This window comes from Nocardioides sp. (genome assembly GCF_035703625.1).
Classification (GTDB): Bacteria; Actinomycetota; Actinomycetes; order Propionibacteriales; family Nocardioidaceae; genus Nocardioides.
The window spans coordinates 12,568-37,731 of sequence record NZ_DASSXS010000121.1 but is presented as its reverse complement, the minus strand read 5'-3'; the positions used below and the strand labels follow the sequence as shown (position 1 = coordinate 37,731).

At 71.0% G+C, this 25,164-nt stretch carries 26 protein-coding genes; 6 read left to right on the top strand and 20 right to left on the bottom strand.

Features of this window, described 5'->3' with window-relative positions:
- Position 1: 1 nt before the first annotated feature.
- On the bottom strand, positions 2–439 hold the full coding sequence (locus VFN12_RS06090; protein WP_325117713.1) for an Lrp/AsnC family transcriptional regulator: 438 nt from the start codon (positions 437–439) through the stop codon (positions 2–4).
- Between the two features lie 73 nt (positions 440–512).
- Between VFN12_RS06090 and VFN12_RS06085 the strand changes: the two genes are divergently transcribed.
- The 3 genes from VFN12_RS06085 to VFN12_RS06075 are packed head-to-tail and all read left to right on the top strand — an operon-like array spanning position 513 to position 2,440.
- Positions 513–1,427 carry a 5'-3' exonuclease gene (locus VFN12_RS06085; RefSeq protein ID WP_414690012.1) on the top strand — a complete coding sequence of 305 codons (915 nt, stop codon included), beginning with the start codon at positions 513–515 and terminating at the stop codon, positions 1,425–1,427.
- Between the two features lie 20 nt (positions 1,428–1,447).
- Positions 1,448–2,110: an SDR family oxidoreductase gene (locus tag VFN12_RS06080; RefSeq protein WP_325117711.1), complete on the top strand. Its 663-nt coding sequence runs from the start codon at positions 1,448–1,450 to the stop codon at positions 2,108–2,110.
- An 18-nt stretch (positions 2,111–2,128) separates the two neighbouring features.
- Positions 2,129–2,440, top strand: coding sequence for a hypothetical protein (locus tag VFN12_RS06075; protein ID WP_325117710.1), 312 nt, complete (start codon positions 2,129–2,131; stop codon positions 2,438–2,440).
- On the opposite strand, the gene VFN12_RS06070 is transcribed toward VFN12_RS06075, so the two are convergent.
- The 11 genes from VFN12_RS06070 to VFN12_RS06020 form a co-directional block, all read right to left on the bottom strand.
- The gene (locus tag VFN12_RS06070) at positions 2,430–5,219 is read right to left on the bottom strand and encodes a DEAD/DEAH box helicase (RefSeq protein ID WP_325117709.1); all 2,790 of its coding nucleotides are present in this window, start codon (positions 5,217–5,219) and stop codon (positions 2,430–2,432) included. The genes VFN12_RS06075 and VFN12_RS06070 overlap by 11 nt on opposite strands.
- Positions 5,206–6,087: a diacylglycerol kinase gene (locus VFN12_RS06065; protein WP_325117708.1), complete on the bottom strand. Its 882-nt coding sequence runs from the start codon at positions 6,085–6,087 to the stop codon at positions 5,206–5,208. The genes VFN12_RS06070 and VFN12_RS06065 overlap by 14 nt, the downstream gene beginning before the upstream one ends.
- Before the next feature lie 10 nt (positions 6,088–6,097).
- Positions 6,098–6,508, bottom strand: coding sequence for a hypothetical protein (locus VFN12_RS06060; protein ID WP_325117707.1), 411 nt, complete (start codon positions 6,506–6,508; stop codon positions 6,098–6,100).
- A complete protein-coding gene (gene tatC, locus VFN12_RS06055; RefSeq protein ID WP_325117706.1) occupies positions 6,505–7,275 on the bottom strand; it encodes a twin-arginine translocase subunit TatC in 771 nt (256 codons plus the stop codon). The genes VFN12_RS06060 and tatC overlap by 4 nt, the downstream gene beginning before the upstream one ends.
- 80 nt (positions 7,276–7,355) lie before the next feature.
- Positions 7,356–7,628, bottom strand: a complete 273-nt coding sequence (tatA, locus tag VFN12_RS17560; protein WP_349256022.1) for a twin-arginine translocase TatA/TatE family subunit — start codon at positions 7,626–7,628, stop codon at positions 7,356–7,358.
- A gap of 45 nt (positions 7,629–7,673) precedes the next feature.
- Positions 7,674–8,663, bottom strand: coding sequence for a WYL domain-containing protein (locus tag VFN12_RS06045; RefSeq protein ID WP_325117705.1), 990 nt, complete (start codon positions 8,661–8,663; stop codon positions 7,674–7,676).
- Positions 8,660–9,634 (bottom strand): helix-turn-helix transcriptional regulator, encoded by a 975-nt coding sequence (locus VFN12_RS06040; RefSeq protein ID WP_325117704.1) that lies wholly within the window; start codon positions 9,632–9,634, stop codon positions 8,660–8,662. The genes VFN12_RS06045 and VFN12_RS06040 overlap by 4 nt, the downstream gene beginning before the upstream one ends.
- A gap of 19 nt (positions 9,635–9,653) precedes the next feature.
- Entirely contained in the window at positions 9,654–10,613 is a 960-nt protein-coding gene (locus VFN12_RS06035; protein ID WP_325117703.1) for an FKBP-type peptidyl-prolyl cis-trans isomerase, read from the bottom strand.
- A 49-nt stretch (positions 10,614–10,662) separates the two neighbouring features.
- The gene (gene pafA, locus VFN12_RS06030; protein ID WP_325117702.1) at positions 10,663–12,024 is read right to left on the bottom strand and encodes a Pup--protein ligase; all 1,362 of its coding nucleotides are present in this window, start codon (positions 12,022–12,024) and stop codon (positions 10,663–10,665) included.
- 96 nt (positions 12,025–12,120) lie between these two features.
- Entirely contained in the window at positions 12,121–13,107 is a 987-nt protein-coding gene (locus VFN12_RS06025) for a hypothetical protein (protein WP_325117701.1), read from the bottom strand.
- A 207-nt stretch (positions 13,108–13,314) separates the two neighbouring features.
- Positions 13,315–14,175: a hypothetical protein gene (locus VFN12_RS06020; RefSeq protein ID WP_325117700.1), complete on the bottom strand. Its 861-nt coding sequence runs from the start codon at positions 14,173–14,175 to the stop codon at positions 13,315–13,317.
- Between the two features lie 112 nt (positions 14,176–14,287).
- Between VFN12_RS06020 and VFN12_RS06015 the strand changes: the two genes are divergently transcribed.
- On the top strand, positions 14,288–14,728 hold the full coding sequence (locus tag VFN12_RS06015) for an NUDIX hydrolase (protein ID WP_325117699.1): 441 nt from the start codon (positions 14,288–14,290) through the stop codon (positions 14,726–14,728).
- Here the strand turns inward: VFN12_RS06015 and prcA are convergent.
- From prcA to dop, 4 genes are all read right to left on the bottom strand, one after another.
- Entirely contained in the window at positions 14,714–15,613 is a 900-nt protein-coding gene (prcA, locus tag VFN12_RS06010; protein WP_325117698.1) for a proteasome subunit alpha, read from the bottom strand. The two genes, VFN12_RS06015 and prcA, sit on opposite strands and share 15 nt — an antisense overlap.
- Before the next feature lie 16 nt (positions 15,614–15,629).
- Entirely contained in the window at positions 15,630–16,460 is an 831-nt protein-coding gene (gene prcB / locus VFN12_RS06005) for a proteasome subunit beta (protein WP_325117697.1), read from the bottom strand.
- A 49-nt stretch (positions 16,461–16,509) separates the two neighbouring features.
- Entirely contained in the window at positions 16,510–16,707 is a 198-nt protein-coding gene (locus VFN12_RS06000) for a ubiquitin-like protein Pup (protein ID WP_325117696.1), read from the bottom strand.
- Positions 16,708–16,770: 63 nt separating this feature from the next.
- A complete protein-coding gene (dop, locus tag VFN12_RS05995) occupies positions 16,771–18,282 on the bottom strand; it encodes a depupylase/deamidase Dop (protein WP_349256021.1) in 1,512 nt (503 codons plus the stop codon).
- A gap of 121 nt (positions 18,283–18,403) precedes the next feature.
- Between dop and VFN12_RS05990 the strand changes: the two genes are divergently transcribed.
- Together VFN12_RS05990 and VFN12_RS05985 are read left to right on the top strand one after the other, a co-directional pair.
- Positions 18,404–19,099 (top strand): sulfotransferase, encoded by a 696-nt coding sequence (locus VFN12_RS05990; protein ID WP_325117694.1) that lies wholly within the window; start codon positions 18,404–18,406, stop codon positions 19,097–19,099.
- Positions 19,100–19,117: 18 nt separating this feature from the next.
- Positions 19,118–19,744: a class I SAM-dependent methyltransferase gene (locus VFN12_RS05985; protein WP_325117693.1), complete on the top strand. Its 627-nt coding sequence runs from the start codon at positions 19,118–19,120 to the stop codon at positions 19,742–19,744.
- A gap of 22 nt (positions 19,745–19,766) precedes the next feature.
- On the opposite strand, the gene VFN12_RS05980 is transcribed toward VFN12_RS05985, so the two are convergent.
- From VFN12_RS05980 to VFN12_RS05965, 4 genes are all read right to left on the bottom strand, one after another.
- Positions 19,767–20,942, bottom strand: coding sequence for a lytic transglycosylase domain-containing protein (locus VFN12_RS05980; protein WP_325117692.1), 1,176 nt, complete (start codon positions 20,940–20,942; stop codon positions 19,767–19,769).
- A gap of 257 nt (positions 20,943–21,199) precedes the next feature.
- Positions 21,200–22,966 (bottom strand): proteasome ATPase, encoded by a 1,767-nt coding sequence (gene arc / locus VFN12_RS05975; RefSeq protein ID WP_325117691.1) that lies wholly within the window; start codon positions 22,964–22,966, stop codon positions 21,200–21,202.
- 94 nt (positions 22,967–23,060) lie between these two features.
- Positions 23,061–24,020, bottom strand: a complete 960-nt coding sequence (locus VFN12_RS05970; RefSeq protein ID WP_325117690.1) for a tRNA (adenine-N1)-methyltransferase — start codon at positions 24,018–24,020, stop codon at positions 23,061–23,063.
- A 10-nt stretch (positions 24,021–24,030) separates the two neighbouring features.
- Entirely contained in the window at positions 24,031–25,164 is a 1,134-nt protein-coding gene (locus VFN12_RS05965) for a site-2 protease family protein (protein ID WP_325117689.1), read from the bottom strand.

The following is a 25,164-nucleotide window of genomic DNA, read 5'->3' as shown; positions in this document are numbered from 1 at the left end:
CTCAGGTGACGGGGCGGTTCTCGTAGGGCGTGGACAGCACGATCGTGGTCCGCGTGGCCACGTTGGCGGCGCTGCGGATCCGGGCGAGCAGGTCCTCGAGGTCGGCCGGCGTGGCCACCCGGATCTTGAGGATGTAGGACTCGACGCCGGCGACCGACCAGCACGACTCGATCTCGGGGATGTCGCGGAGCCGGTCGGGGTAGTCGTCGGGCTGCGAGGGGTCGTTGGGGATGATCGAGATGAACGCCGTCAGCGGCAGGCCGAGCTCGTCGTGGCTGACCGAGGCGGTGTAGCCGGTGATGAGCCCCCGCTGCTCCAGGCGCTTGACCCGCTGGTGCACGGCCGAGGTGGACAGTCCGGTGGCCTTGCCGAGGTCGGTGAACGACATCCGCCCGTCGGCGGCGAGCAGGCTCAGGATGCGGCGGTCGGTGTCCTCCACCTCGGGCGTCGTCACGCGGACAATCTAGCGGCAGCGGCGGACATGACAGGATGCGCCCGTGAGCGAGCGCCTGATGCTGCTGGACACCGCGTCGATGTACTTCCGCGCCTTCTACGGCGTCCCCGAGATCACCGCCGACGACGGCACCCCGGTCAACGCCGTACGCGGTCTTCTCGACTTCATCAGCCGACTGGTGGGCGACTACCGGCCCACGCACCTGGTGTGCTGCTGGGACAACGACTGGCGCCCGCAGTGGCGGGTCGACCTGATCCCCTCCTACAAGGCCCACCGGGTCGAGCAGGAGGTCGCCGGGGAGGCCCCGGACGTGGAGGAGGTCCCCGACCCGCTCGAGGTGCAGATCCCGATCATCCTCGACGTGCTCGACGCGTTCGGCATCTGCGTGCTGGGGGCCGACGGCTACGAGGCGGACGACGTGATCGGCAGCCTGGCCACCGGCGCCGGGATGCCGGTCGACGTCGTCACGGGCGACCGCGACCTCTTCCAGCTCGTCGACGACGAGGCCGCCGTGCGGGTGCTCTACATCGCCCGCGGGGTCGGCAACCACGAACGGGTCACCCGGGACTGGGTGCGCGCCAAGTACGACATCGAGCCGCGCCAGTACGCCGACTTCGCCACCCTCCGCGGGGACAGCTCCGACGGACTGCCCGGAGTGGCCGGGGTGGGCGAGAAGACCGCCGCCACCCTCCTCAACCGCTTCGACGACATGGACGGCATCGTCACGGCCGCGCACGACCCGGACAGCGACATGGGCCCCGGGCCTCGCGGCAAGATCAAGGCGGCCGCCGACTACCTCGAGGCGGCGCCGACGGTGGTCGCGGTGGCCCGCGACATCGACTTCGCCGACGCCGACCTCGCGCTCCCCCGCGTCGCCCGCGACCCGGACGCGCTGGCCGACCTGGCCGACCGCTACTCCCTCACCAGCGCCGTCGAGCGACTGCGGCAGGCCCTCGCCGGGGACGGCGGCTGACCCGTCGTACGGTGGGCGCCATGAGCAACGTCGCCGTCGTCGGGGGCCACGGACAGGTGGCCCGACACCTCCACCCGCTCCTGGTCGAGGCCGGACGCACCCCGGTCGCGCTGGTCCGCAGCGACGACCAGCGGGCCGTCCTCGAGGAGCTCGGCGCCCAGGTGCGCCTCCTCGACATCGAGCGGGCCACGGGCCCGGCCTTCGCGGACGCCTTCGCCGGATGTGACGCGGTCGTCTTCGCCGCAGGGGGTGGCCCGGACGGCAACATCGAGCGCAAGCGAACCGTCGACCTCGAGGGCAGCCTGAAGTCGATCGAGGGAGCCCACGCCGCCGGCATCACCCGGTTCGTGCAGGTCTCCGCCATCAGCGTCGACGAGCCCGTGGGTGATGACGTCTCCCCCGTCTGGAAGGCGTACGTCGAGGCCAAGCGCGACGCCGACGAGGCACTGCGGCTCAGCGCCCTGGACTGGACGATCCTGCGGCCCGGACGACTGACCGACGACCCGCCCACGGGCCTGGTCGCTCTCGGCGAGGAGGTCCGCCGCGCCGAGGTCCCGCGGGCCGACGTGGCTGCGGTCGTGGCGGCGGTCCTCGACGACGAGAGGACGCACCGGCGCCAGTGGAACCTGGTCGGTGGCAACATTCCGGTGGCCGACGCGATCGCGGCGGCTGCGCGCGGCTGATCGGCGTACCCTGAGCGTGTGCGAGGAGCAGCGCTCACGGCCCTGGCGGCCGTCGTCCTGATCGGGCTTCCGGCCGCCCCCGCCGAGGCGCGGGTCGACCCGGTGGTGCCCCTCGACCCGTTCGCCGAACCGCACCCGAGCTGCGTGGTGCCGGCCGTGTCCGGGCTCGGCACGCCCTGTGGGCCGCTCCGCTCCCCCGAAGCCGACCGGGCCACCGCCTGCACCCTGCCGGTCGTCTACCTCGGTGGGCGACCAGGACCGTGCCCGCGCCAGGAGGAACCGCCGGAGAGCCGGATCGTCCCCCTGGCGCCGTCGGACCTCAGTCGCTGAGCCCGGAGTAGGCGACGACCCCGCGCCGCAGCCGCCGCACCGCTTCCCGGGCCGTCTCGCGCAGGGGGGAGTCGCCGGCCGCGTCGGCGACCTGCCCGGTGAGGTCGAGCAGCTGCTTCATCCAGCGCACGAAGTCACCGGCGGCGAGGTCGACCTCGGTGAGCACCGAGTCGAGCTCGTCCCCCTCGGCCCAGCGGTACGCCGCCCACGCGAACCCGGGGTCCGGCTGCCGCAGGTAGTCGAGGTGGTGGTCGCCCTCCAGCCGGCGCAGCTCGCCCCACAGCCGGACCATCTGGCCGATCGCCGCCTTGACCGCTCCGCCGGGGATGCGCGGCGAGCTCGCGTCGTCGGCGCGGCGGGCCTCGAAGACCAGGATCGAGAGCGCCGCGGCCAGTCCCGAGGCGTCGAGGTCGTCCCACAGGCCCGCGCGGAGTGACTCCGCGGCCAGCAGGTCGACGTCGGAGTAGATCCGGCGCAGGTGGACGCCGCGGGGGGTGACCGTGTCACCGTCGAGGTAGCCCAGCGCGGTGAGCACCTCGCACACCCGGTCGAACTGACGGGCGATGGTGTTGGTCCGCTTCTCGATCCGGTGCCGGAGCGTCGCCGCGTCGCGATCGAGCTTGAACCACCGCTCCGCCCACCGGGCGTGGTCCTCGCGGTCGGGGCAGTCGTGGCAGGGGTGCGCCTGGAGCTCGGCGCGGAGCTCGGCGACCTCGTCGGAGGGGTCCTGGCCCTGCCCATGCTTCCGGGGTTTCGACGACGCTCGCTCCGCTCGCTGCTCAACCTCCGACGGCCGCGGCAGGTCCCGGGTCTTGGTGCGCAGGGCCGAGGCCAGGTCGCGCCGCATCTGCGGGTTCCGGCCGTTGAAGTTGCGCGGCACCTTCACCCGGGTCAGGGCCCGCACCGGGGTCGGGAAGTCGATCATGCCCAGTCGCCGGGCCTGCCGGTCGAGGGTCACGACGTAGGGCCGTGGCTCGTCCCGGGACAGCCCCGGGTCGACGACGACCGCGAACCCGGCGAACTTGCCGGTGGGCACCTCGATGACGTCCCCGGGCCTGAGCCGGGCCAGGGAGTCCAGCGCGTCGGCCCGCCGATCGGCCCGGCGCGCCTTCGCGGCCCGCTTCTCGACCTCCGAGATCCGGTGGCGGATCCTGGCGTACTCCATGAAGTCGCCGCGGTCGCAGGTCGCCGCCTCGGCGTACCCGGTGAGGGCCTCGTCGCTCTTGCGCAGCTGACGAGCCAGCCCGACCACGGCCTTGTCGGCCTGGAACTGCGCGAACGACTGCTCGAGGAGCTCGCGCGTGGTCTCCCGGCCGAACTGGTGCACCAGGTTGACCGCCATGTTGTACGACGGCCGGAAGGACGATCGCAGCGGATAGGTGCGGGTCGACGCGAGCCCTGCCAGCTCCCGGGGGTTCAGCCCCGGCTGCCAGAGCACCACCCCGTGGCCCTCCACGTCGAGCCCGCGGCGACCCGCGCGCCCGGTGAGCTGGGTGTACTCCCCCGGCGTGATGTCGGCGTGGGTCTCGCCGTTCCACTTGCTCAGCTTCTCGATCACCACGGTCCGCGCCGGCATGTTGATGCCGAGAGCCAGGGTCTCGGTGGCGAAGACGGCCTTGCAGAGGCCGCGGACGAAGAGCTGCTCGACGCACTGCTTGAAGGCCGGGAGCATGCCGGCGTGGTGGGCGGCCACGCCGCGGGTCAGGCCGTCGAGGAAGTCGTCGTACCCCAGGACGTCGAGGTCGGCCTCGGGCAGGTGCCGGCAGCTCTCCTCGACGAACTGGTAGATCGTGTCCCGCTCCTCCGGGGTGGTCAGCCGTACCCGGGCGTTCAGGCACTGGGTGACGGCTGCGTCGCACCCGACCCGGCTGAAGATGAAGACGATCGCCGGCAGCAGTCCCTCCCGGTCCAGTCGGTCGAGGACGTCGACCCGGCTGGGGATCCACACGCGCCGGCCGTTGCCGACCTGGCGGCGTCCGCCGGCGCGCCCCCCGGTTGCCGGGCGACCGCCGGTGCTCGATCGTCCCCGGGGCGACCTGCGGTCCTTCATCCGCGAGCTGGCCCAGTCGTCGCGGGCGAGCTTGAGCAGCTCGTCGTTGACCGGGGCGCCCTCACGCACGAACCCCGCGGAGGCGTCGACATCGGACCCGGCGAACAGGTCGAGGAGGCGCCGGCCGGCGATCACGTGCTGGTACAGCGGCACCGGCCGCTTCTCCTCCACGATGGTGCCCGTCGAGCCGCGGACCGTGGCCAGCCACTCCCCGAACTCCTCGGCGTTGGAGACGGTCGCCGACAGGGAGATCAGGGCCACCGACTCCGGGAGGTGGATGATCACCTCCTCCCAGACCGCGCCCCGCTCCCGGTCCGCGAGGTAGTGGACCTCGTCCATCACCACGAAGCCGAGGCCGAGCAGGGTGCGGGAGCCCGCGTAGAGCATGTTGCGCAGGACCTCGGTGGTCATCACCACGATCGGGGCCTCGCCGTTGACCGTGTGGTCGCCGGTCAGCAGGCCGACCCGGTCGGAGCCGTACCGGGCGACGAGGTCGGCGTACTTCTGGTTCGACAGCGCCTTGATCGGGGTCGTGTAGAAGCACTTGCGCCCCGTCCTCAGCCCCAGGTGCACGGCGAACTCGCCGACGATCGTCTTCCCCGAGCCGGTCGGGGCGGCCACCAGCACGCCGCTCCCGGCCTCGATCTCGCGGCAGGCGCGGACCTGGAAGTCGTCGAGCGGGAAGTCGTAGAGGGCGGCGAATTCGTCGAGCAGCTCAGGCAAGGACACTCAGCGCTCCCGGCGCGGCCTCGATGGTGAGCGGGAGGGCCCCGAAGCGCTCGCCGTCGGCGTAGGACACGATCCCCGGCGCCGCGACGGTGACCGTGCGGACGAGGTGGTGCTCGTACTGCGGATGGGTGACATGGGTGCCCTTGAAGAGCTTGGGGTAGGTCCGCACGAGCCCGGGCTTGCTCATCGGCTTGATGATCACCACGTCGAGCAGGCCGTCGTCGAGACTCGCCCCCTCGGTGATGCGCAGCCCACCGCCGAACGACGCTCCGTTGCCCACGGCGACGAGCATGGCGTCGAGCCGGAGGCTGCGGCCGTCCAGCTCGAGGGCGTACGGCAGTGGCTCGAAGGTGCGCAGCTCGGCCAGGGTCGCCAGGTTGTAGCGCATCTGCCCGCGCGGCCAGGACATCCGGTTGGCCCGCTCGTTGACGACGGCGTCGAAGCCCGCGGCGAGGACCGTGACGTAGTACTTCGATCCGCTGCGGGCGAGGTCGATCCGTCTGGTGTGCGACGCGATCACGCGGTCGGCCGCGGCGAGCGGGTCCTGGCGCGGGATGTCGAAGTAGCGCGCCACGTCGTTGCCCGTGCCGGCCGGGATGATGCCGAGGTGGGTGGGCGTGTTGGCCACCGCCTGGGTGCCGATGTGGACCATCCCGTCGCCCCCGCACACCACCAGGGCCTCGACGCCGTCGGCGACGCACTGCCGAGCCAGGTCGAGGGCCTCGTCGGCGTCGCGTCCTTCGAGGTTGCGGACCACGAAGCCGGCCGCCCGCAGCCGGGGAAGGGCGAGGTCCCGTGACCTGGCTCCCCGGCCCTTGCCCGCGGTGGGGTTGGTCAGCAGCGCGATCTCGCGCGAGTCTCCGGGCACGGCCCCGACCCTATCGACGGTCCGAACCGATCCGTAGCAGCGCGACGTAGTTGTCGGGCGAGGCGCCGACGGCCTTGGCGAGCCGGCCCAGCGCGTCGAGCACGAGGTCGGCGGTGAATCCGGAGCCCGGCACCGCGAGGACCACGTGGTCGTCGTCGGAGAGCAGCAGGATCTGTCCGTGGCGCCAGGCCAGGTGGGCGCGCGTCCTCGTCGGCTCGTCGGCCACCGGGACGGGATGCGCCTCGTCGACGGCCAGCAGGTCGCAGGGCAGCTCCTGGTGCCCCTCGGCCAGCTGGCCGGTGAGGCGGCCCGCTATCCGGTGCCCCCGGCGTACGCCGGTCTCGGCGGCCCACGTGACCGCACCCTCCCCGAGCCAGTCGGGGAGGTCGAACGGGTCGAGGTCGGCCAGGTGCTCGGTCACAGCGGCGACAGCTCGTCGTCGCCGACCCCGGCCTGCTCGTCCCGCTCGCGACGCCGGCGGTCCAGGAGCCGGCAGATCACCTCGGAGATCCCGAACAGGATCAGCATCGGGATCGCCAGGATCAACATCGTGAACGGGTCGGTGGACGGCGTCGCCACCGCGGCGAACACGAACGTGCCGATGACGATCCAGGGTCGGTGTGCGCCGAGGGCTGCGCCGCTCAGGACACCCGCCAGGTTGAGCAGGATCACGAAGACCGGGATCTCGAACGCGATCCCGAACACCAGGAGCGTCCGGATGAGGAAGGTCAGGTAGTCGCCGAACTCGACGAGGTTGGTCAGGGCATCGGGGGTGAAGCCGATCAGGATCTCCAGACCCTTGGGCAGGGTCAGATAGCCCACCACCACCCCGCTCAGGAACAACGGGCCGGCAATGGCCGCGAACACCCGGGTCCACCGGCGCTCGCGGGAGTGCAGGCCGGGGAGGATGAAGGCCCAGATCTGGTAGAGCCAGAACGGGCTGGTCGCGACCAGCCCGACCAGTCCGCAGAGCTTGAGGTGCAGCATCAGCGGACCGCCGGCGCCACCGATCGTGGGCACCGTGGAGACGTCCGCGCCGAGGGCCTCCGCGGCCGAGAGGTAGGGCGTCAACACCAGATCGAAGATCTCGTCGAAGAAGAACAGCGAGACGACCAGGCCGAGCAGGATGACCACCGCGCTCTTGAGCAGGCGTGCCTGCAGCTCGCGGAGGTGGTCGGACAGCGCCATCCTGCCGTCCGCGCCGATCGGGTGGCGGGGCCTCCCTGCGAAGAGCTGGAGGATTCCGGAGACTGACACCGGCTACCGGGTCAGCCGGTGGTGCCGTCGCGCTGCTCGCGCACGATCGGGTCGGACTGCTCGCGCCGCGCCTCCAGCTCCTTCTGCTCCGGGGTCTTCTGGCTGTCCGAGACGTCGTCGTCATCGTCGCCGAGTCCCTTGGTCTCGGTCTTGAAGATGCGCAGCGCCCTGCCCGTGCCGCGGGCCAGCTCGGGGAGCTTCTTGGCGCCGAAGAGCAGCAGGATCACGAGAACGATCAGCACCAGCTCCCAGCCGCCGGGGATGGCGACGAGCGTGTTCGTCATGGCTTCCTCACATCGGTTGGGGCGTCGACGTCCATCGTACGCCGGTCAGGTGTACAGGGTGTGGGCTTCCCGTGCAGCCGCGGTGAACGACTCGGCGACCGCTGCGGGCGCGACCACCCGGGCGTGGGGGGCCAGGCGCAGCAGGAGCCGGCGCAGCCAGCGCTCGTCGGCCAGCACGAGATCGACCTCCAGGTCGCCGTCGGGCAGCGTCCGGACGTCCTCGACGGGGTAGTACTCGACGACCCAGCGGGCGGGTGGAGCCAGTCGGAGCGTCGCGAGGGAGGTGTCGGCGGAGTGCTGGAACATGCCCTCGGCCAGGTCCCGGGGAGGCTCCGCGGGGGTCTGGATCGAGGAATCGAGGACCTCCGCGTCCTGGATCCGGTCCAGCCGGAAGAGCCGAGGCGCCTGCGCGGTGTGGCACCAGGCGTCGAGGTAGGTGAGCCCGTGGGCGGTGACGATGCCGCGCGGGTCGACCACCCGGTCCGTGACGTCGTCGCGCGAGGGCACCCAGTAGGTCAGGCGCACCTGACGGGCCTGCGCGGTGGCCTCCTCGAGCGGAGCGCGGAACCGGGCGCCGAGGGCGTCGGCTCCCGTGCCGGTGCCGGGATCGACCAGCGGCTCGGCTGCGCCGTGCACCGCCGTCTCGAGCTTGGCGACGGTGCGGTCGACGATCTCCCGGGTCGCCTCCCCCGCACCGTCCCGCAGGGCCCGCAGGGCCACGATCACGGCCGTCGCCTCGGTCGGCGAGAGCTGGAGCGGACGCGCGAGGTAGTCGGCGTTGGAGACCCGGATCACGCCGTCGGCATCCTCGCCCTCGAGCGCGTCGAGGTCGACGTCGATCAGGTCGTCGGGATACCCGCCGGGGAGTCCGCACATGAACAGCACCTTCAGGTCGGAGACCAGCCGTGCGGGGCTCACCCCGAGGTCGGCGGCCGCCTCGTCCACCCGGACGGTGCCGCGCGCGTAGAGGTAGGGCACCAGCCTGAGCAGCCGGACCACCTGGTCCTTCGCCGAGCCCGGCGATGCCGCGCTCATGAGGTCGCCCCTTCGAGGACGGCGGCCAGCCTGGACACCATCGCCTCGCGCAACGCTGCCGGGGACTCGACGTAGACGTCGGCGCCGTAGGACAGCAGCTCGTCGGCGAGCGCCACTCCCCCGCGCTCCAGGGTCAGCCGGTCCCAGGTCGTGGTGTCGTCGGGGCCCGCGACGCCGGTCTCGACGGCGTCCGCGCTGCGGCGGAGGGCGTGACCGGTTCCGGCCCGGGCCAGCACGGTGACCGGCTCCGCGACCGGTGCCGGCGCCAGGCGGCGGGTGACGTCGCGGATGTCGACGTCGGCGGGGACGTCGTAGGACCCGGGATGTCCGGTCCTGCGGGCCTGGCCCTGGACCCGGGAGAGCCGGAACACCCGCTCCTCCCCCCGGTCGGTGTCGAAGCCGACGGCGTACCAGCGGCCGGAGTAGCGGACCACGCCCCAGGGCTGGAGGTGGCGGGTCGCCGGCTCGGCCTGCCCGGACCGGAGGTAGTCGAACTCCACCGGGGTGCGCTCCTGGCTGGCCTCCCAGAAGACGTCGAAGGACGGCTCCTCGGCGACCAGTCGTGGCTCCACGATGTCGAGGGCGGAGACGTCGACGGGCAGCCCGAACGCGGTGAGCTTGCGCACCGCCTCGGTGGTGGCCTCCGCGAGCCGCGCGTGGCCCCACACCCGGGTCGCGAGGCCGATCACGGCGGCCTCGTCGGCCGCCAGCTCGATCCGCGGCAGCTGGAGCTCGTCGGCCCGCACCCGGTAGCCCGGCTCGTCGTCGAAGTACGAGTCCATCTGGCCGACCTCGATCGGCACCCCGATGCTGCGCAGGTCGTCCTTGTCGCGCTCGAACATCTTCTCGAACGCCTCGTCGGAGGAGCCGGGGTACAGGATCGACCGGATCCGGTCCTTGGGCACGTAGTGCCGCTGGACGAGCAGCATGATCAACAGGTTGAGCAGCCGCTCGGCCTTCTCCGTCGCCATGTCACTCCCCCGGGGCCGGTCAGCCGGCCGCGAGGACGTCGACGACGAAGTAGAGCGTGTCGTCGCCCTTGATGCCGGCCTGGGGGTTGCCCTGCTTGCCGTAGCCGTCCTCCGGCGGGATGGCGAGCACGACCCGGGAGCCCACGTTCGTCCCGACGAGGGTCTTGTCCCAGCCCGGGACCACGGCACCCACCCCGATCTGGAAGCTGGTGGGATCCCCGCTGAAGCTCTCGTCGAAGGGCTGCTTGCCGCCGAAGACCTGGCCGAGGTAGTTGACCACGATGGTCTGGCCCTTCTCGACCTTCGCGCCGTCGCCCTTCACCAGGTCCGCGCTGCGGAGCTGGCCGTTGGGCTCGGGGACGCCCTTGAAGTCGAAGCCGGTGGGGACGCCGTCCTTCTCGACGAGGTCCGGGACCCAGGACGGCGGCTTGGCCGACTGTCCGCTGGGCTCCTCGAGCACGTCGCTCATCAGGTCGACGACCACGACCACGGTGTCCTTGTTGCCGATGCCGAGCTCCGGGTTGCCCTGCTCGCCGAACGCCTCGGACGCGGGAGCAGCCACCATCACCCGCGAGCCGACGGTCTGGCCGTCGACGGCCTCGATGAACAGCGGGCTGAGCTGCTGCTCGTCCACGGTGAGCAGCTCGGGCTTCTCGGCGTCGTAGGTCGAGAACGCCTTCTCCTCGGTGAAGCCGTTGCCGATCCACAGGTGGGACAGCACCTGGTCGCCGGTCGCGAGCTCCGGCCCGTCACCCTCGGTCAGCACCTCCGTGGTGATCTCGCTGACGTCGACCTTGCCGTCGAAGGTGACCTTCGGCTCGGTGCCGACCTCGCCCTCCACCGAGACCGAGTCGAGGTTGTCGTTGCTGCTGCTGGACGAGGAGGGCTCGTCGTCGCCGCAGGACGCCAGGCCGAGGCCGAGCGTTGCGACGAGCAGGAGCGGGAGGACGCGTCGGGTACGTCGGAACACGGGTTTCATCAACACCTTCAGGACTTCGGGACAGCCCGGTCACCCTATCCGGCGACCCTCACATGCCGTCGATGAGGCGCTGCACCCGCTCGTCGTACGCCCGGAAGGGGTCCTTGCAGAGCACCGTGCGCTGCGCCTGGTCGTTGAGCTTGAGGTGCACCCAGTCGACGGTGAAGTCGCGGCGCCGCTCCTGGGCCTTGCGGATGAACTCGCCGCGCAGGCGGGCGCGTGTGGACTGGGGAGGGATCGACTTGGCCTCGAAGACCTTGAGGTCGGAGCTGACCCGGGCGACGGCGCCCCGCTTCTCCAGCAGGTAGTAGAGACCGCGTCCGCGGTGGATGTCGTGGTAGGCCAGGTCGAGCTGGGCGATGCGGGGGTGACCCAGCGGGAGACCGTGCTTGGCGCGGTAGCGGTCGATCAGCTTCCACTTGATGACCCAGTCGATCTCGCGGTCGACGAGGCCGAGGTCGTCGGACTCGACGGCCTTCAGGCCGCGCTCCCACAGGTCGAGGGTCTGCTCGATGACGGGGGTCGAGATGCCGCGGCGGTCGACGAAGTCCCTGGCCTTCGAGAGGTACTCCTGCTGGATGTCGAGGGCGCTGGCCTCGCGGCCGTTGGCCAGGCGCACCTTGCGCCGGCCGGTGACGTCGTGGGAGATCTCGCGGATCGCCCGGATCGGGTTCTCCATCGTGAGGTCCCGCATGACGACGCCCTCCTCGATCATCCGGAGGACCAGGTCGCAGCTGGCCACCTTCAGCAGGGTCGTCGTCTCGCTCATGTTGGAGTCGCCGACGATCACGTGGAGACGGCGGTACTTCTCCGCGTCGGCGTGCGGCTCGTCGCGGGTGTTGATGATGGGGCGGCTGCGGGTCGTGGCGCTGGAGACGCCCTCCCAGATGTGCTCCGCGCGCTGGGAGACGCTGTAGGTCGCTCCGCGCGGGGTCTGGGTGATCTTGCCGGCGCCCACGACGATCTGGCGGGTCACCAGGAACGGGATCAGCACGTCGGCGAGGCGGGTGAACTCGCCGGCCCGGCCGACGAGGTAGTTCTCGTGGCAGCCGTAGGAGTTGCCCGCCGAGTCGGTGTTGTTCTTGAACAGGTAGATCTCGCCGGCGATGCCCTCGTCGTGCAGGCGCTGCTCGGCGTCGAGCAGCAGCCCCTCGAGCACCCGCTCCCCCGCCTTGTCGTGCGCGACGAGCTCCGTCACGTCGTCGCACTCGGGGGTGGCGTACTCGGGGTGGCTCCCGACGTCGAGGTAGAGCCGGGCGCCGTTGCGCAGGAAGACGTTGCTGCTGCGCCCCCAGCTGACGACCTTCCGGAAGAGGTAGCGCGCCACCTCGTCGGGACTCAGGCGGCGCTGTCCCCGGAACGTGCACGTGACGCCGTACTCGTTCTCGATGCCGAAGATCCGCCGGTCCACGACAGCCAGCCTAGGCGTACGACGGTCATCCCGGGGGCAGCATCGGGGGTCTGCGCGTTGCCGTTTGGTGCCAAACGGCGATATTGCGCCTCGCTGTCATGCCGTTTGCCCCCAATTGGTGCCGAACCCGTTGACCTTCAGCCAGCGGTTCTGCAGCCGCCGACGCCCCGCCGCGGAGTACGAGGAATCCCGGACCAAGGCGTACCACCTTCGCAACCTGGCCGGGCGATGCCGCCGACCCAGCTCGCGGTCCATCTCCTGCAGCATCGCTCCCGCATGGTTGAGCAGGTCGTCGGCGACATAGCCGCGGCGTTCGAGTCCCGCGTCCAACAGCCGCCTGGCGCGCCGCAGATCTGCCTTGCGCCGGGGCGCTTTCTCGTGTTCGTCCCCGTCGTACTCGTGGACGAACGGGGTGCCCCTCACCCACAGATCGACCCTCGCTGAGAACCGACCGCCGTCGTCCACCACATCGAACTGCGGCTCCACATCGATGTCCATGGCGGCGTGAAACAGGCGGAGCATGGTCTCCCAAGGGGACTCCGACCTCGCATCGCTCATGGCGGCCGCGAGTCTGAGGCGACGTGACCCGGGCCGGCCGGAGTGGCAGTACTCGTCAAGACCCTCCTCATTCACATGGCCGACACGGAGTGCGGAGTCGACCATGACCACGAGGTCGAGGAGGGCCAGGTCTCGAGCGGCGCGAAGCAGGACTTCCTGGGGAGAGTCCACAGGAAGTCCATCGACCAGCCCTGTCCCGGCACTGCGCGGGAGCCGGGAGCAGATCAACCCTGCCCTTCTCGGAACGTTGCCGCTGGACCCGGTGGTGGCGAACACCGGCACGAACCGGGGAAGCATCGGCAACCACCAACCGCACAACTCTGCAGCAGTGATGTGGGTGAACACCGCATCCGACGGCAGCACGAGCCGCCAGGCAGCCAGGTCACGCCGATGCTCATGCCGGGTATCGCGGTCAGGGGCGAGCGGGAGATAGAGGCCGTGGCTGAGCCTTCGGAACCCCGCAGCTCTCACGTTCCCGCGAATCGGCTCAAGGTCGTCGATCATCCGCTCACGGTCGTCGTTCACGTAGAGGATGATCCGCGGATCCCGGCCGGGCAGGATGGCTGAGTGGCTCGCTCGGGATAACCCGACCGGCAGGTGCGCCTGTGGACAGCTGGCGGCCGTCGAACCGTCTCGATTGGGCGAAATCAGCGAGTTCGGCCCCGGGGGTGTTGCCGTTTGGTACCAAACGGCAACACCCCCGCCCCCAAGGCCGGCGTCAGAACCAATCCATCAGGACGTCGGGTCGGGCCCGTCCGGGGCGGTGGCGAGCGGCTTGCCGGCGATCCGCAGCATCCGCTCGATCGTGGTGCCGGCGACGTCCCCCGGGACGTAGGGGCCGCCGACGACGATGTGGGTCAGGTCGCCTGCCGCCTGACCGTTGGCGAGGCGCACGGCAGAGCCCGAGTCTCCCGGGCTCGCGGCCCCGACCCAGGCGAAGGCGTCTCCACCGTCGCCGTTGCCCCGGTAGACCACCACGCCGGCCCGGGGAGTTCCTCCGGTGCCGATCACCAGGCCGTGGCCGGCGTGCTCGACGACGTCGGTCGGCTGGGGGCTACCCACCCCGGTCGGGCCGCCGAAGTAGGTCATCGACGGGTTGACGTACTGCTCCATGGAGGGCCGCACGTCGATCAGGGCGAAGTCGTTGCCGACACCCCTGTCGACGCTCTTGACGGTGCGGCCGATGTTCATCAGGACGCCCGGCGCCGCGATCAGGGTGACCTCGTCGCCGACCTCGGCGCAGTGCCCGGCGGTGCCGATGAAGTAGTCACGGCCGGAGCCGAACACGAAGTTGGTGGTGCAGCCCGACGGGGCGATGATCCACGCACCGGGACGGATCCCGGTGAAGGCCAGCCCGGAGGCGTCGTAGTCGACCCCCTCGGGGACGGGCACGCCCTCGCCGCGGGCCGCAGCGGCCATCACCCGGTCATGCAGCGCGGGCGTGTACCAGTCGGGTTGCGGTGCCTTGAGCTCGACGAACCGCGCCTCGGTCGGCGTGGAGTCGGTCGGTACCCCCGCAGCGGGAGCGGAGGCAAGGGGCAGGGCCAGGACGAGCCCGGCCACGGCGGCGGACAGCAGGCGTGAGGACCACATGTGCGACGACTCCTTTGTCGGTCGTACCTCCCCTGTACGGCCCAACGCAGGGCATCCGATGCGGTTACGCGCGACACGCCGACGGCGTCGCTCGTGCGTAGGCTGGTGGCCCGTGGACTTCCGCGACTACGACACCCGCCTGGCCGCCTACGCGCTGATCCTGGACGAGCACGACCGCGTGCTCCTGGCGAGGTGGAACGAGGGCGACCAACCCCGGTGGACGATGCCGGGCGGCGGCGTCGAGTTCGACGAGACGCCGGCCGAGGGAGCCGTTCGCGAGCTCCAGGAGGAGACCGGGTACGACGTCGAGCTGCTCGGGCTCCTCGGGGTGGACACGCACCTCGTCCGGGCCGGGGACAGGCTCGATCCGCCAGGGCGACCGATGAAGTCACTGCGCCTGGTGTACGACGCCCGGATCGTCGGTGGCGAGCTCCGGAACGAGGTGGACGGGACCACCGACGAGGCCCGTTGGATCCCGCTCAGCCAGGTGCCGTCGTTGTCACGCGTGTCCCTGGTCGACGCGGCACTCGCGCTCCGGTCAGAGCGGATCTGACGGGTCGGGCGGGGGTGGGGCGACCGGCGGTTCGCCGGTGGTCGGGTCCTCCAGCGGCGGCACGCTGCCGCTCACCTGGTCGGTCGGGTCGGCCGGGTCGTCGGTGGCGGCAGGTGTGGGGGACGCGTTCGGGCGACCGTCCTCGTCGTTCGGGGCACCGGCGGTCTCCGGGCCGCGCTCCCCCAGCAGCTGCCGGAGACGGACCGGACGCAGCCGGCTGAACTTGCGCGGCTGGACCCGCGTGCGGTCGAGGACCGCGACCTCGAGATGGTCCACCGGCACCACCCGGTCCGCCGCACCGGCCTTGTCGTTCCCGGAGTGCCCGAGTGCAGCCACGGCGAGCCGCAGAGCGGCCTCCAGCGAGGCGCCCTCGGCATAGTGCTCCGCGAGGTGCTCGGCCACCACGTCGGCGGCTCCGCCCATCACGGCGTAGCCGTGCTCGTCGGCCACCTGCCCGTCATAGGTCAGCCGGTAGAGCTGGTCCTCGTCCGCAGAGTCGCCGATCTCGGCGACGAAGATCTCCACCTCGTACGGCTTCTCGCCGCCGCTGGAGAAGATCGTGCCCAGGGTCTGGGCGTAGGCGTTCGCCAGCCCGCGTCCGGTCACGTCGCGACGGTCGTAGGCATACCCCCGCATGTCGGCGAGGCGGACGCCGGCGATCCGGAGGTTCTCGAACTCGTTGTAGCGGCCGACTGCCGCGAAGGCGATCCGGTCGTAGATCTCCGACACCTTGTGGAGGGCCTGGGAGGGGTTCTCGGAGACGAACAGGATCCCGTCGGCGTACTGGACGGCGACGACCGAGCGGCCGCGGGCGATGCCCTTGCGCGCGAAGTCGGCCCGGTCCTTCATCAGCTGCTCGGGCGAGACGTAGAACGGCATGCTCATGGGGAGGTCAGCTCTCTCAGGTCAGAGGTGCGGCCGGGCCGTCGGGACGGTTCATCCGTCCCGCGATCATCCGGTCGGCGATGTCGGCCACGTCGGCGTCGGGCATCCGCCGACCACCGTCGGCCGTGATCACCTGGACGACCGGGAAGATCCGCCGGGTCAGGTCCGGCCCGCCGGTCGCGGAGTCGTCGTCGGCGGCGTCGTAGAGGGCCTGGACGACCGCGGTCACGCAGCCCTCCTCGTCGAGGTCCTCGCGGTAGAGCTTCTTCAGCGAGCCCCGGGCGAACAGGGATCCGGAGCCGACCGCGTGGAACGCCGTCTCCTCGTAGCGACCGCCGGTCACGTCGTAGCTGAAGATCCGGCCCTGGTCGACCGTGAGGTCGTAGCCGGCGAAGAGGGGTACGACGGCCAGCCCCTGCATCGCCATCCCCAGGTTGGCGCGGATCAGGGCCGCCAGCCGGTTGGCCTTGCCGTCGGTCGACAGGGTCGTGCCCTCGATCTTCTCGTAGTGCTCCAGCTCGGTCTGGAACAGCCGCACCACCTCGACGGCGAGCCCGGCCGACCCGGCGATGCCCACCGCCGAGAACTCGTCGGCGGGGAAGACCTTCTCGATGTCGCGCTGGGCGATGATGTTGCCCATCGTCGCCCGCCGGTCACCGGCCATGACCACTCCGCCGGGAAAGGTCGCGGCGACGATGGTCGTTCCGTGCGGCGCGAGGTCGCCGGCGTGGCCCTGCGGCACCGTGCGCCGCGACGGCAGGAGGTCGGGCGACTGGGCGGACAGGAAGTCGCTGAACGACGAGGAGCCCGGCACCAGGTAGGCCGCCGGCAGGCGGGGGTCGCTCACTTCGGGGTCCCCGCGGAATCCGAGCGCAGCGAGTGATTCCGTGGGGTGATCACTGGCCACCCTTCTGGATGAACGACTTCACGAAGTCCTCGGCGTTGGTCTCGAGCACGTCGTCGATCTCGTCGAGGATCGCGTCGACGTCGTCGTCGAGTGCTTCCTTGCGCTCGGCCACGTCGGACTCGGGCGCGACTTCGGTGGCGTCCTCGGTCTCCGACGACTTCCGCGGCTGCTTACGCTCCTGTGCCATGCCCCGACCCTATCCACTCCATGGTTCCCAGTCGGGCGACGCGGGCAGAAAACTGTCAGCGAGTCAGGTTCGCGTCAGGGCGGCGAAGAGCGCCTCGGCGGTGTCACAGCGATCGAGGAGCTCCCCGACGTGGGCGCGACTGCCGCGGAGCGGGTCGATCGTCGGCACCCGCTGCAGCGACTCGCGACCGGGGAGGTCGAAGATCACCGAGTCCCAGGAGGCGGCGGCCACGTGGTCGGCGTACTTCTCCAGGCAGCGGCCGCGGAAGTAGGCGCGGGTCTCCTCCGGCGGGTCGTGCATCGCGACCTCGATCAACCCGTCGTCGAGGAGCCGCTCGATCCGGCCCATGCCGACGAGCCGGTGGTAGAGCCCCTTCTCCGGGCGGATGTCGGAGTACTGGTAGTCGATGAGCTGCAGCTTCGCGTCGTCCCAGTCGATGCCGTCACGGTGGCGGTACTGGTCGAGCAGCTTGAGCTTGGCCACCCAGTCCAGCTCGGTGGCGCAGAGCATGGGGTCGCGCTCGAGGCGGTCGAGCACCGACTCCCAGCGGCGCAGCACGTCGACGGTCTGGCTGTCGGCGTCGGATCCGTACCGGTCCTCGACGTACTTCTTGGCCAGGTCGAGGTACTCCATCTGGAGCTGGACGGCGGTGAGCTTCCGGCCGTCGGTGAGCGTGACCGTCTGCCGCAGCGTCGGGTCGTGGGAAACCGCCCGCAGCGCCGAGACCGCGCCCTCGACGGTGAAGTCCTGGCTCAGGAAGCGGTCCTCGATCATCGAGAGGACCAGCGCGGTGGTGCCGACCTTGAGGTACGTCGACACCTCGGCGAGGTTGGCGTCGCCGAGGATCACGTGGAGCCGGCGGTACTTCTCCGGGTCGGCGTGGGGCTCGTCGCGCGTGTTGATGATGGGGCGCTTCAGCGTGGTCTCGAGGCCCACCTCGACCTCGAAGTAGTCGGCCCGCTGGCTGATCTGGAAACCGTGCTCCCGACCGTCCTGACCGATCCCGACCCGGCCGGCGCCGCACACCACCTGGCGGCTGACGAAGAACGGCGTCAGGTGCCGGACGATGTCGCCGAACGGCGTGGACCGCCGCATCAGGTAGTTCTCGTGGGCACCGTAGGAGGCGCCCTTGTTGTCGGTGTTGTTCTTGTAGAGCACGATCGGCGCCCCGCCGGGCAGCTGGCTGGCGCGGCGTGAGGCGTCGAGCATCACCTGCTCCCCCGCCTTGTCCCAGCGCACGACGTCGAGCGGGGTGGTGACCTCGGGCGTGGAGTACTCGGGATGGGCGTGGTCGACGTAGAGGCGGGCGCCGTTGGTGAGGATGACGTTGGCGAGCCCCATGTCCTCGTCGGTCAGCTGCGAGGGATCGGCCACCTGGCGCGACATGTCGAAGCCGCGGGCGTCCCGCAGCGGCGACTCCTCCTCGAAGTCCCACCGGGCGCGACGGGCCCGGACCGTGGCGGACGCATAGGCGTTGACGACCTGCGAGGAGGCGACCATCGGGTTGGCCGTGGGCTGGCCCTGCACGGAGATGCCGTACTCCACCTCGGTGCCCATGACCCGCCTCACGCTCATCCGGGGTCCCCGGCGAGGCGTGAGCGCAGCGAGCGGCGCGGTGGGGTGGTCATGTCGACGAGCGTACGCTGTGCGGCTCACCTGCGGCCGCGCCCCGCCCGGCGGGTGCTTGAATGGCCGCGTGCGTGTGACACCCGCCCGGTCCCGCCGGAAGCTCTCCTTCCTGTTCGTCATCACCTACGGGCGGTCCGGCTCGACCCTCCTCCAGGGGGTGCTCAACTCCATCCCGGGCTACCTGATCCGCGGTGAGAACCGTCAGGTGCTGCGCCACGTCCACGAGTTCCACACCCGCGCGGTCCAGCAGCGGAGGATCCAGCGGAGGGTCCAGCGGCGACGAGGGCTGCCCGAGGGTGGCAGCACCGCGACCCACCCCTTCTACGGCATGGACAACTTCGCGGTGAAGAGGTCGCTCGTGGGCACCCGCCGGCTGGCGCTCGAGACGCTGCTGCGCCCCGAGAGCGACACCCGGGTCACGGGGTTCAAGGAGATCCGGTGGGGCGCCGACGACGTCGGCGACTACGTCGAGTGGCTGCGGCTGGTGTTCCCCGGTGCCCGCTTCGTGGTGAACACCCGAGACCTCCAGGCGGTCTCGAGGAGCAAGTGGTGGGGAGAGGTCCCGGACGCCGAGGCTCGACTGGTGGAGCGCGAACGACGGATCCTCGAGGTCGGTGAGTCCTTGGGGGACGCCGCGTTCCGCGTCCACTACGACGACTACGCCGGCAACCCGTCCGGGCTGGCACCGCTGTACGCCTGGCTCGGCGAGGAGTACGACGAGGAGCGGATCCGGGCCGTGATGGACGTGCGGCATTCCTACTGATCGCGAGGCGTGGTGAGCATGACCTGGTGGAGCGAGCGGGTGGTGCCCCACCTGACCGACGTGGCGCTGCGGACCGAGGAGATCGCCGAGCTGCGGCAGGAGGCCTGCCGCGGGCTGCGCGGACGGGTGCTGGAGATCGGCTTCGGCAGCGGTCTCAACATCAGGTTCTACCCCGAAGCGGTCTCCTCCGTCTCGGCCGTCGAGCCGTCCGACGTCGGCTGGCGGCTCTCGGAGCGGCGGCGCTCGCACACCGACCTCCCCATCCACCGCACCGGGCTGGACGGGCAGCACCTGGCCGAGGAGGACTCCTCCTTCGACGCCGCCCTCGTGACGTTCAGCCTGTGCACCATCGCCGACCCCGCCCTGGCAGTCGCGGAGGTGCGCCGCGTCCTCAGACCGGGTGCCTCCCTCCACTTCCTCGAGCACGGGCTCGCCCCCGACCCCGGAGTCGCCGCGTGGCAGCGCCGGCTCGAGCCGGTGCAGAAGCGGGCCTTCGCCGGCTGCCACCTCAGCCGCGACGTCCCGGCGCTGGTCCGGGGTGCCGGGCTGGAGATCACCGAGCTCCGGGCGGAGTACCAGCCAGGCCCCCGGGTCATGCGACCGTGGACCTACGGGTACCTCGGCCGGGCGACGTCCCCCGGCTGACCGCCGAGGGGCTCGCGCGGGTTCACGGGTAGGGCAGGCCCTCGATCTCGAGGACGGTCGCGGTCCCGAAGCTCACCACGACGCTCACCTTGGCCCCGGACAGTCCGTCGAGCTCCTGCTGGTTGGTCTCGCCGGCGACCTCGTTGTGGTTGTAGTCGTGGGCGGCAGCCTTCGCGAGCGTGGCCTCGCCGCCGAGATCGAGGGTCCAGCCGTCGAGGCACCAGGTGGCGCCACACGGGGCAAGGGTCCCGACCTTCTTCTCCGTCGCCGGAGCCGGCGGCTTCTTGGGCGGCTTCTTCGGCGGTTTCGGCTCGGGGGTGGGGGTGCCGCCGTCGTCGTTGCCGCCGCCACCGGACGGCGGTGGACCGCTGGGGTCGTCCTGGTTCGGCTTCCCCCCGGGCGTGCCATGGGGCTTCGTCGAGGAGGTGGCGCCGGAGCCGGGCTTCCGCCCGTCGTTCTGGTGCCCGCGCCCGGGTCGCCCCTTGTTCCCCGCTCGGTCCGGCGACGGTTCGGCCGTGACCGAGACCGGCATGATGAAGACCCCGGTCCGGTACCCCTCCTCCATCGCCATCACCAGCGCGACGTACTCATCAGATGCGTTGTAGCGGTAGATCGCCGCGCTCATCGCGCTCTCGCTGAGCACGGAGCCCGAGCCCGAGCACAGGTACGCCGCCGCGGCGAGCGCGGCGTCGTCGATGTCGTTCGGCGACTCGACGCCGTCCCCGTCACCGTCGCGTGCCGCGCCTGCCCACGTCGACGGGATGAACTGCATCGGTCCGACCGCCCGGTCCCACACCGTGTCCCGGTCGAGCCGGCCGTTGTCCGTGTCGCGGATCGCCGCGACCGGACCTGCCCCGTTCAGCGCCACCCCGATGATGAGCGGGTGGGAGACGCCGTTCTCGCCGAGCACGGAGCCGCCGTACCGGCCGTGGTCGGACTCGACGCGGCCGACGCCGGCCAGCAGGGTCCACGGGAGCTGGCAGGACGGGTCGGTCGCGGCCATTGCCTCGGCCGCGCCTTCGTAGGCGCGCCGGGCCGCGGACGGCAAGCCGTGGTCGGTGAGTGCGCTGGCGGACCAGGTGCGGGTGCCCTTCGGGCTGGTCACCTCGACCTTGCGCGCAGCGTGGTGCGACCGCGACACCCTCACCCCCTGGTCCGCCGACCGGTCCTCCGGGGCGGGCAGCAGGCCCGCGGTCACCTGCGAGCCTGTCGGCGAGCTCTCGCGAGACACCGACGCGCTCGAGAAGGCGCCGGACGCGGTCACCGTCAGGGGGAGCGCCAGCACCGCCGCGAGGGCGACGAACCGCGTTCGCGAGGGCGCAGCACGATGCGATGCACTGCTCCCCGAGAACGGGCGTTGTAGACGCGCCACCGGTCAAAACTATGCGCTCGCGGGCCGATCTTGGGCAGAACGCCGAAAAAGACCCCGCAGCGCAGCGTCCGGACCGTCCCCCGTCAGAGGTACTGGCCGGTGTTGGACACCGTGTCGATCGAGCGCCCCGGCTCGGTACCGCCCTTGCCCGTGATGAGCGTCCGGATGAAGACGATGCGCTCGCCCTTCTTGCCGGAGATGCGTGCCCAGTCGTCGGGGTTGGTGGTGTTGGGCAGGTCCTCGTTCTCCTTGAACTCGTCGACGCACGCCTGCAGCAGGTGCGAGATCCGCAGCCCCTTCTGCTGGTGCTCGAGGAGGTCCTTGATCGCCATCTTCTTGGCCCGGTCGACGATGTTCTGGATCATGGCCCCGGAGTTGAAGTCCTTGAAGTACAGGATCTCCTTGTCGCCGTTGGCGTAGGTGACCTCCAGGAAGCGGTTCTCCTCGGTCTCGGTGTACATCCGCTCCACCGCCGCCTGGATCATGCCGGCCACGCAGGCGTCGCGGTCGTCACCGAACTCGGCGAGGTCGTCGGCGTGCAGCGGCAGGTCGGAGGTGAGGTACTTGCTGAAGATGTCACGGGCCGACTCGGCGTCTGGGCGCTCGATCTTGATCTTCACGTCGAGGCGTCCGGGACGCAGGATCGCGGGGTCGATCATGTCCTCCCGGTTCGAGGCACCGATGACCAGGACGTTCTCGAGGAGCTCGACCCCGTCGATCTCGCTGAGCAGCTGCGGGACGATGGTGTTCTCGACGTCGGAGGAGACGCCCGAGCCGCGGGTGCGGAACAGGGAGTCCATCTCGTCGAAGAACACGATCACCGGGGTGCCCCCGCTGGCCTTCTCGCGGGCCCGCTGGAAGACGAGCCGGATGTGCCGCTCGGTCTCGCCGACGTACTTGTTGAGCAGCTCGGGGCCCTTGATGTTGAGGAAGTAGGACTTCCCGGCCGTCCCGCCGTCCTGGCCGGTCTTGGCCGCGACCTTCTTGGCCAGCGAGTTCGCGACCGCCTTGGCGATCAGCGTCTTTCCGCATCCGGGGGGGCCGTAGAGCAGGACGCCCTTCGGCGGCTTGAGCTGGTGCTCCTTGAACAGGTCGGGGTGGAGGTAGGGCAGCTCGACGGCGTCACGGATCTGGTCGATCTGGTTGACCAGGCCACCGATCGAGCCGTACTCGATGTCGGGGACCTCCTCCAGGACCAGCTCCTCGACCTCGGACTTGGGCACCTTCTCGTAGACGTAGCCGGCACGTGAGTCGAGCAGCAGGGAGTCACCGGCGCGCAGCGTGAGGGCGCGCAGGGGCTCGGCGAGGCGTACGACGCGCTCCTCGTCGGCGTTGGCGATGACGAGCACGCGCTCGCCGTCGTCGAGCAGCTCCTTGAACATGACGACCTCGCCGACCTCCTCGAAGTCGAGCGCGGCGACCACGTTGAGGGCCTCGTTGAGCATGACCTCCTGGCCCCGGACCAGCTCGTCGAGGTCGACGCTCGGGCTCACGTTGACGCGGAGCTTGCGCCCACCGGTGAAGACGTCGATGGAGTCGTCCTCGTTGCGTGCGAGGAACGTGCCGAAGCCGGCGGGCGGCTGCGCCAGCCGGTCGACCTCCTCCTTGAGCTTCATGATCTGGTCGCGCGCCTCGCGGAGCGTCTCGGCGAGGCGTTCGTTCTGGGAGGTGACCGCGGCCAGGGACCGCTGCGTGTCGGCGAGCCTCAGCTCCAGCCCGCGCGAGTGGCCGGGGGACTCCCCGAGCCTGCGCCGCAGGTCGGACACCTCGGCCTCGAGGAAGCGCACCTGGGACACCAGCTCGTCATGCGAGCGACCGGACGAGCCCGTCGTACCTTCGGATGTAGACATCGATGTCACCTCCTGACGTTCGAGACATTACCCGTACGGCGTGACGCGCGACGCGCACTTCGACAGGTGTTGGTCACAATTAAGCCTAGGTCGCTCAGGAGTCGAGCTCCTCCTCCAGCACCTGCGGAGGCAGATCCGGCGGCCGGGGACCCGTGTAGTCGGGTCCGTAGGCGCCCGGCGCGGGACGGCGCTTCTTCATCGGCGGCCGCTCGCCCGGCGCCATCCGTCGGGCGGTGACGAGGAACGCGGTGTGCCCGATCATCTTGTGGCCCGGGCGCACGGCGAGGCCCTCGACGTGCCAGTCCCGCACCAGCGACTCCCAGACGGCGGGCTCGGTGAAGCCGCCGTGCGCCCGCGTCGTCTCGACGAACCGCGAGAGCTGGGTGGTGGTGGCCACGTAGGCGCAGACGATCCCGCCCGGCCGCAGCGCGCCGGCCGTGGCCTCGAGGCAGTCCCACGGCGCCAGCATGTCGAGGATCACCCGGTCGACCGGCTCCTCCTCCCTCGGCAGCGCTTCCGCCAGGTCGCCGATCGACAGGCGCCAGGCGGGATGGTCCCCGTCGAAGAACTGCGTCACGTTCTGCCGCGCGACGTCGGCGAACTCCTCACGACGCTCGTACGACGACACCCTGCCGTGCGGGCCCACCGCGCGGAGCAGGGAACAGGTGAGCGCGCCCGAACCGACCCCGGCCTCGACGACGTGCGCCCCGGGGAAGATGTCGGCCATCGCCACGATCTGGGCGGCGTCCTTGGGGTAGACCACGGCCGCACCCCGGGGCATGGAGACGACGAACTCCGACAGGAGCGGCCGGAAGACGAGGTACTCACCGCCCGCGGAGGACGAGACGGTGAATCCCTCCTCGCGCCCGATCAGCTCGTCGTGGTCGAAGTGGCCGCGGTTGGAGAAGAACCGCTTGCCGGGCTCGAGGCAGATGTTGTGCCGCCGTCCCTTGCTGTCGGTCAGGCGCACCCACTCCCCGGCACGGAGCGGGCCACGATGGACCCCCGACCATGCCTCGGGCGCGACGTCTCCACCACCGGTCGAGGCTGTCATGCCGGGAACCCTACTGACGGGTCTCCCGGAACGCGCGGTCGACGTCGGCGGTGGTGAGGACGCCGTAGATCGAGCCGTCCTCCTCGACGAGCAGGTACTCCGAGGCCGGGTTGCGACTGATCGCGAGGATCAGCTCCTCGCCGCTGATCCCGACCGGCAGGCTCAGTCCGTCGTCGAGGGTGCGCGCCACCGTGGACACGGCCACCCACGGGCGCCGGCCCTCGGGGGTGGCCAGGAGCGCCGCCTCGTTGACGACGCCGGTCGGCCGACCGCCACTGGTCACCGTCACGATGCCGCCGGCCTCGGCCTCCTGCGCGCGGCGCACCGCCTCGCCGAGGGGCAGGTCGTCGGGGACGGTCAGGGTGCGCCGGGCGAGGTCCCGGGCCACGAGGCCGGGCAGTCGCCGGCGGAGCCGGGCCGAGGCCATGGCGGAGGTCGCGCCCGACCAGAGGAACAACGCGATGACGAAGGCCAGGATGAAGTCGAGGAAGTCGGGCGGCCTGCCCAGGACGCTCTCCTGGGCGATCGGCCAGCAGATGACGGCCACCGCGGTGACCCGACCGCCCCATCCCGCGACGATGGTGCCGCGATGGACGTTGCCGGTCGCCCCCCACACCACCGACTTCAGCACTCGCCCGCCGTCGAGGGGCAGCCCCGGGACGAGGTTGAGGACACCGACCAGCAGGTTGGCGCCGGCCAGCCCCTCCACGGCCATCCGCAGCAGGCCCTCGGGGGTGACGAACCACAGTCCCACCGCGCCGGCGCCGACGGCGAGCGACGTCAGCGGGCCGACGACGGCGATCATGAACTCCTGGCGCGGCTTGTTCGCCTCCCCCTCGATGGCGGTCATGCCACCCAGGAAGTGGAGGGTGATCGAGCTGACCGGGAAGCCGTAGCGCCGGGCCATCACCGCGTGGGACGCCTCGTGGAGCAGCACCGACAGGTAGAGCACGACGGCGAACGCCAGCCCGGCGACGTACTTCCACGGGCCGAGGCCCGGCTGGACCTGGTCCACCCGGGGCGCCACCAGGACCGCGACCAGTCCGGCGACGATGAACCAGGAGCTGGAGACCAGTACGTCGCTGCCCGCGATCGACCCGATCCGGATGGTCCCCGGAGGCCGGCGTACTGGTTGGTCAGGCAC

What these genes read in the sequence shown, in the direction of transcription:
- VFN12_RS06085 (WP_414690012.1), top strand. Translation starts at nt 513, where the DNA reads ATGCTGCTGGACACCGCGTCGATGTACTTCCGCGCCTTCTACGGCGTC.
- VFN12_RS06080 (WP_325117711.1), top strand. Translation starts at nt 1,448, where the DNA reads ATGAGCAACGTCGCCGTCGTCGGGGGCCACGGACAGGTGGCCCGACAC.
- tatC (WP_325117706.1), bottom strand. Translation starts at nt 7,275, where the DNA reads ATGGCGCTGTCCGACCACCTCCGCGAGCTGCAGGCACGCCTGCTCAAG.
- tatA (WP_349256022.1), bottom strand. Translation starts at nt 7,628, where the DNA reads ATGACGAACACGCTCGTCGCCATCCCCGGCGGCTGGGAGCTGGTGCTG.
- VFN12_RS06045 (WP_325117705.1), bottom strand. Translation starts at nt 8,663, where the DNA reads ATGAGCGCGGCATCGCCGGGCTCGGCGAAGGACCAGGTGGTCCGGCTG.
- VFN12_RS06040 (WP_325117704.1), bottom strand. Translation starts at nt 9,634, where the DNA reads ATGGCGACGGAGAAGGCCGAGCGGCTGCTCAACCTGTTGATCATGCTG.
- VFN12_RS06035 (WP_325117703.1), bottom strand. Translation starts at nt 10,613, where the DNA reads ATGAAACCCGTGTTCCGACGTACCCGACGCGTCCTCCCGCTCCTGCTC.
- VFN12_RS06020 (WP_325117700.1), bottom strand. Translation starts at nt 14,175, where the DNA reads ATGTGGTCCTCACGCCTGCTGTCCGCCGCCGTGGCCGGGCTCGTCCTG.
- prcA (WP_325117698.1), bottom strand. Translation starts at nt 15,613, where the DNA reads ATGAGCATGCCGTTCTACGTCTCGCCCGAGCAGCTGATGAAGGACCGG.
- VFN12_RS06000 (WP_325117696.1), bottom strand. Translation starts at nt 16,707, where the DNA reads ATGGCACAGGAGCGTAAGCAGCCGCGGAAGTCGTCGGAGACCGAGGAC.
- dop (WP_349256021.1), bottom strand. Translation starts at nt 18,282, where the DNA reads ATGAGCGTGAGGCGGGTCATGGGCACCGAGGTGGAGTACGGCATCTCC.
- VFN12_RS05985 (WP_325117693.1), top strand. Translation starts at nt 19,118, where the DNA reads ATGACCTGGTGGAGCGAGCGGGTGGTGCCCCACCTGACCGACGTGGCG.
- arc (WP_325117691.1), bottom strand. Translation starts at nt 22,966, where the DNA reads ATGTCTACATCCGAAGGTACGACGGGCTCGTCCGGTCGCTCGCATGAC.
- VFN12_RS05970 (WP_325117690.1), bottom strand. Translation starts at nt 24,020, where the DNA reads ATGACAGCCTCGACCGGTGGTGGAGACGTCGCGCCCGAGGCATGGTCG.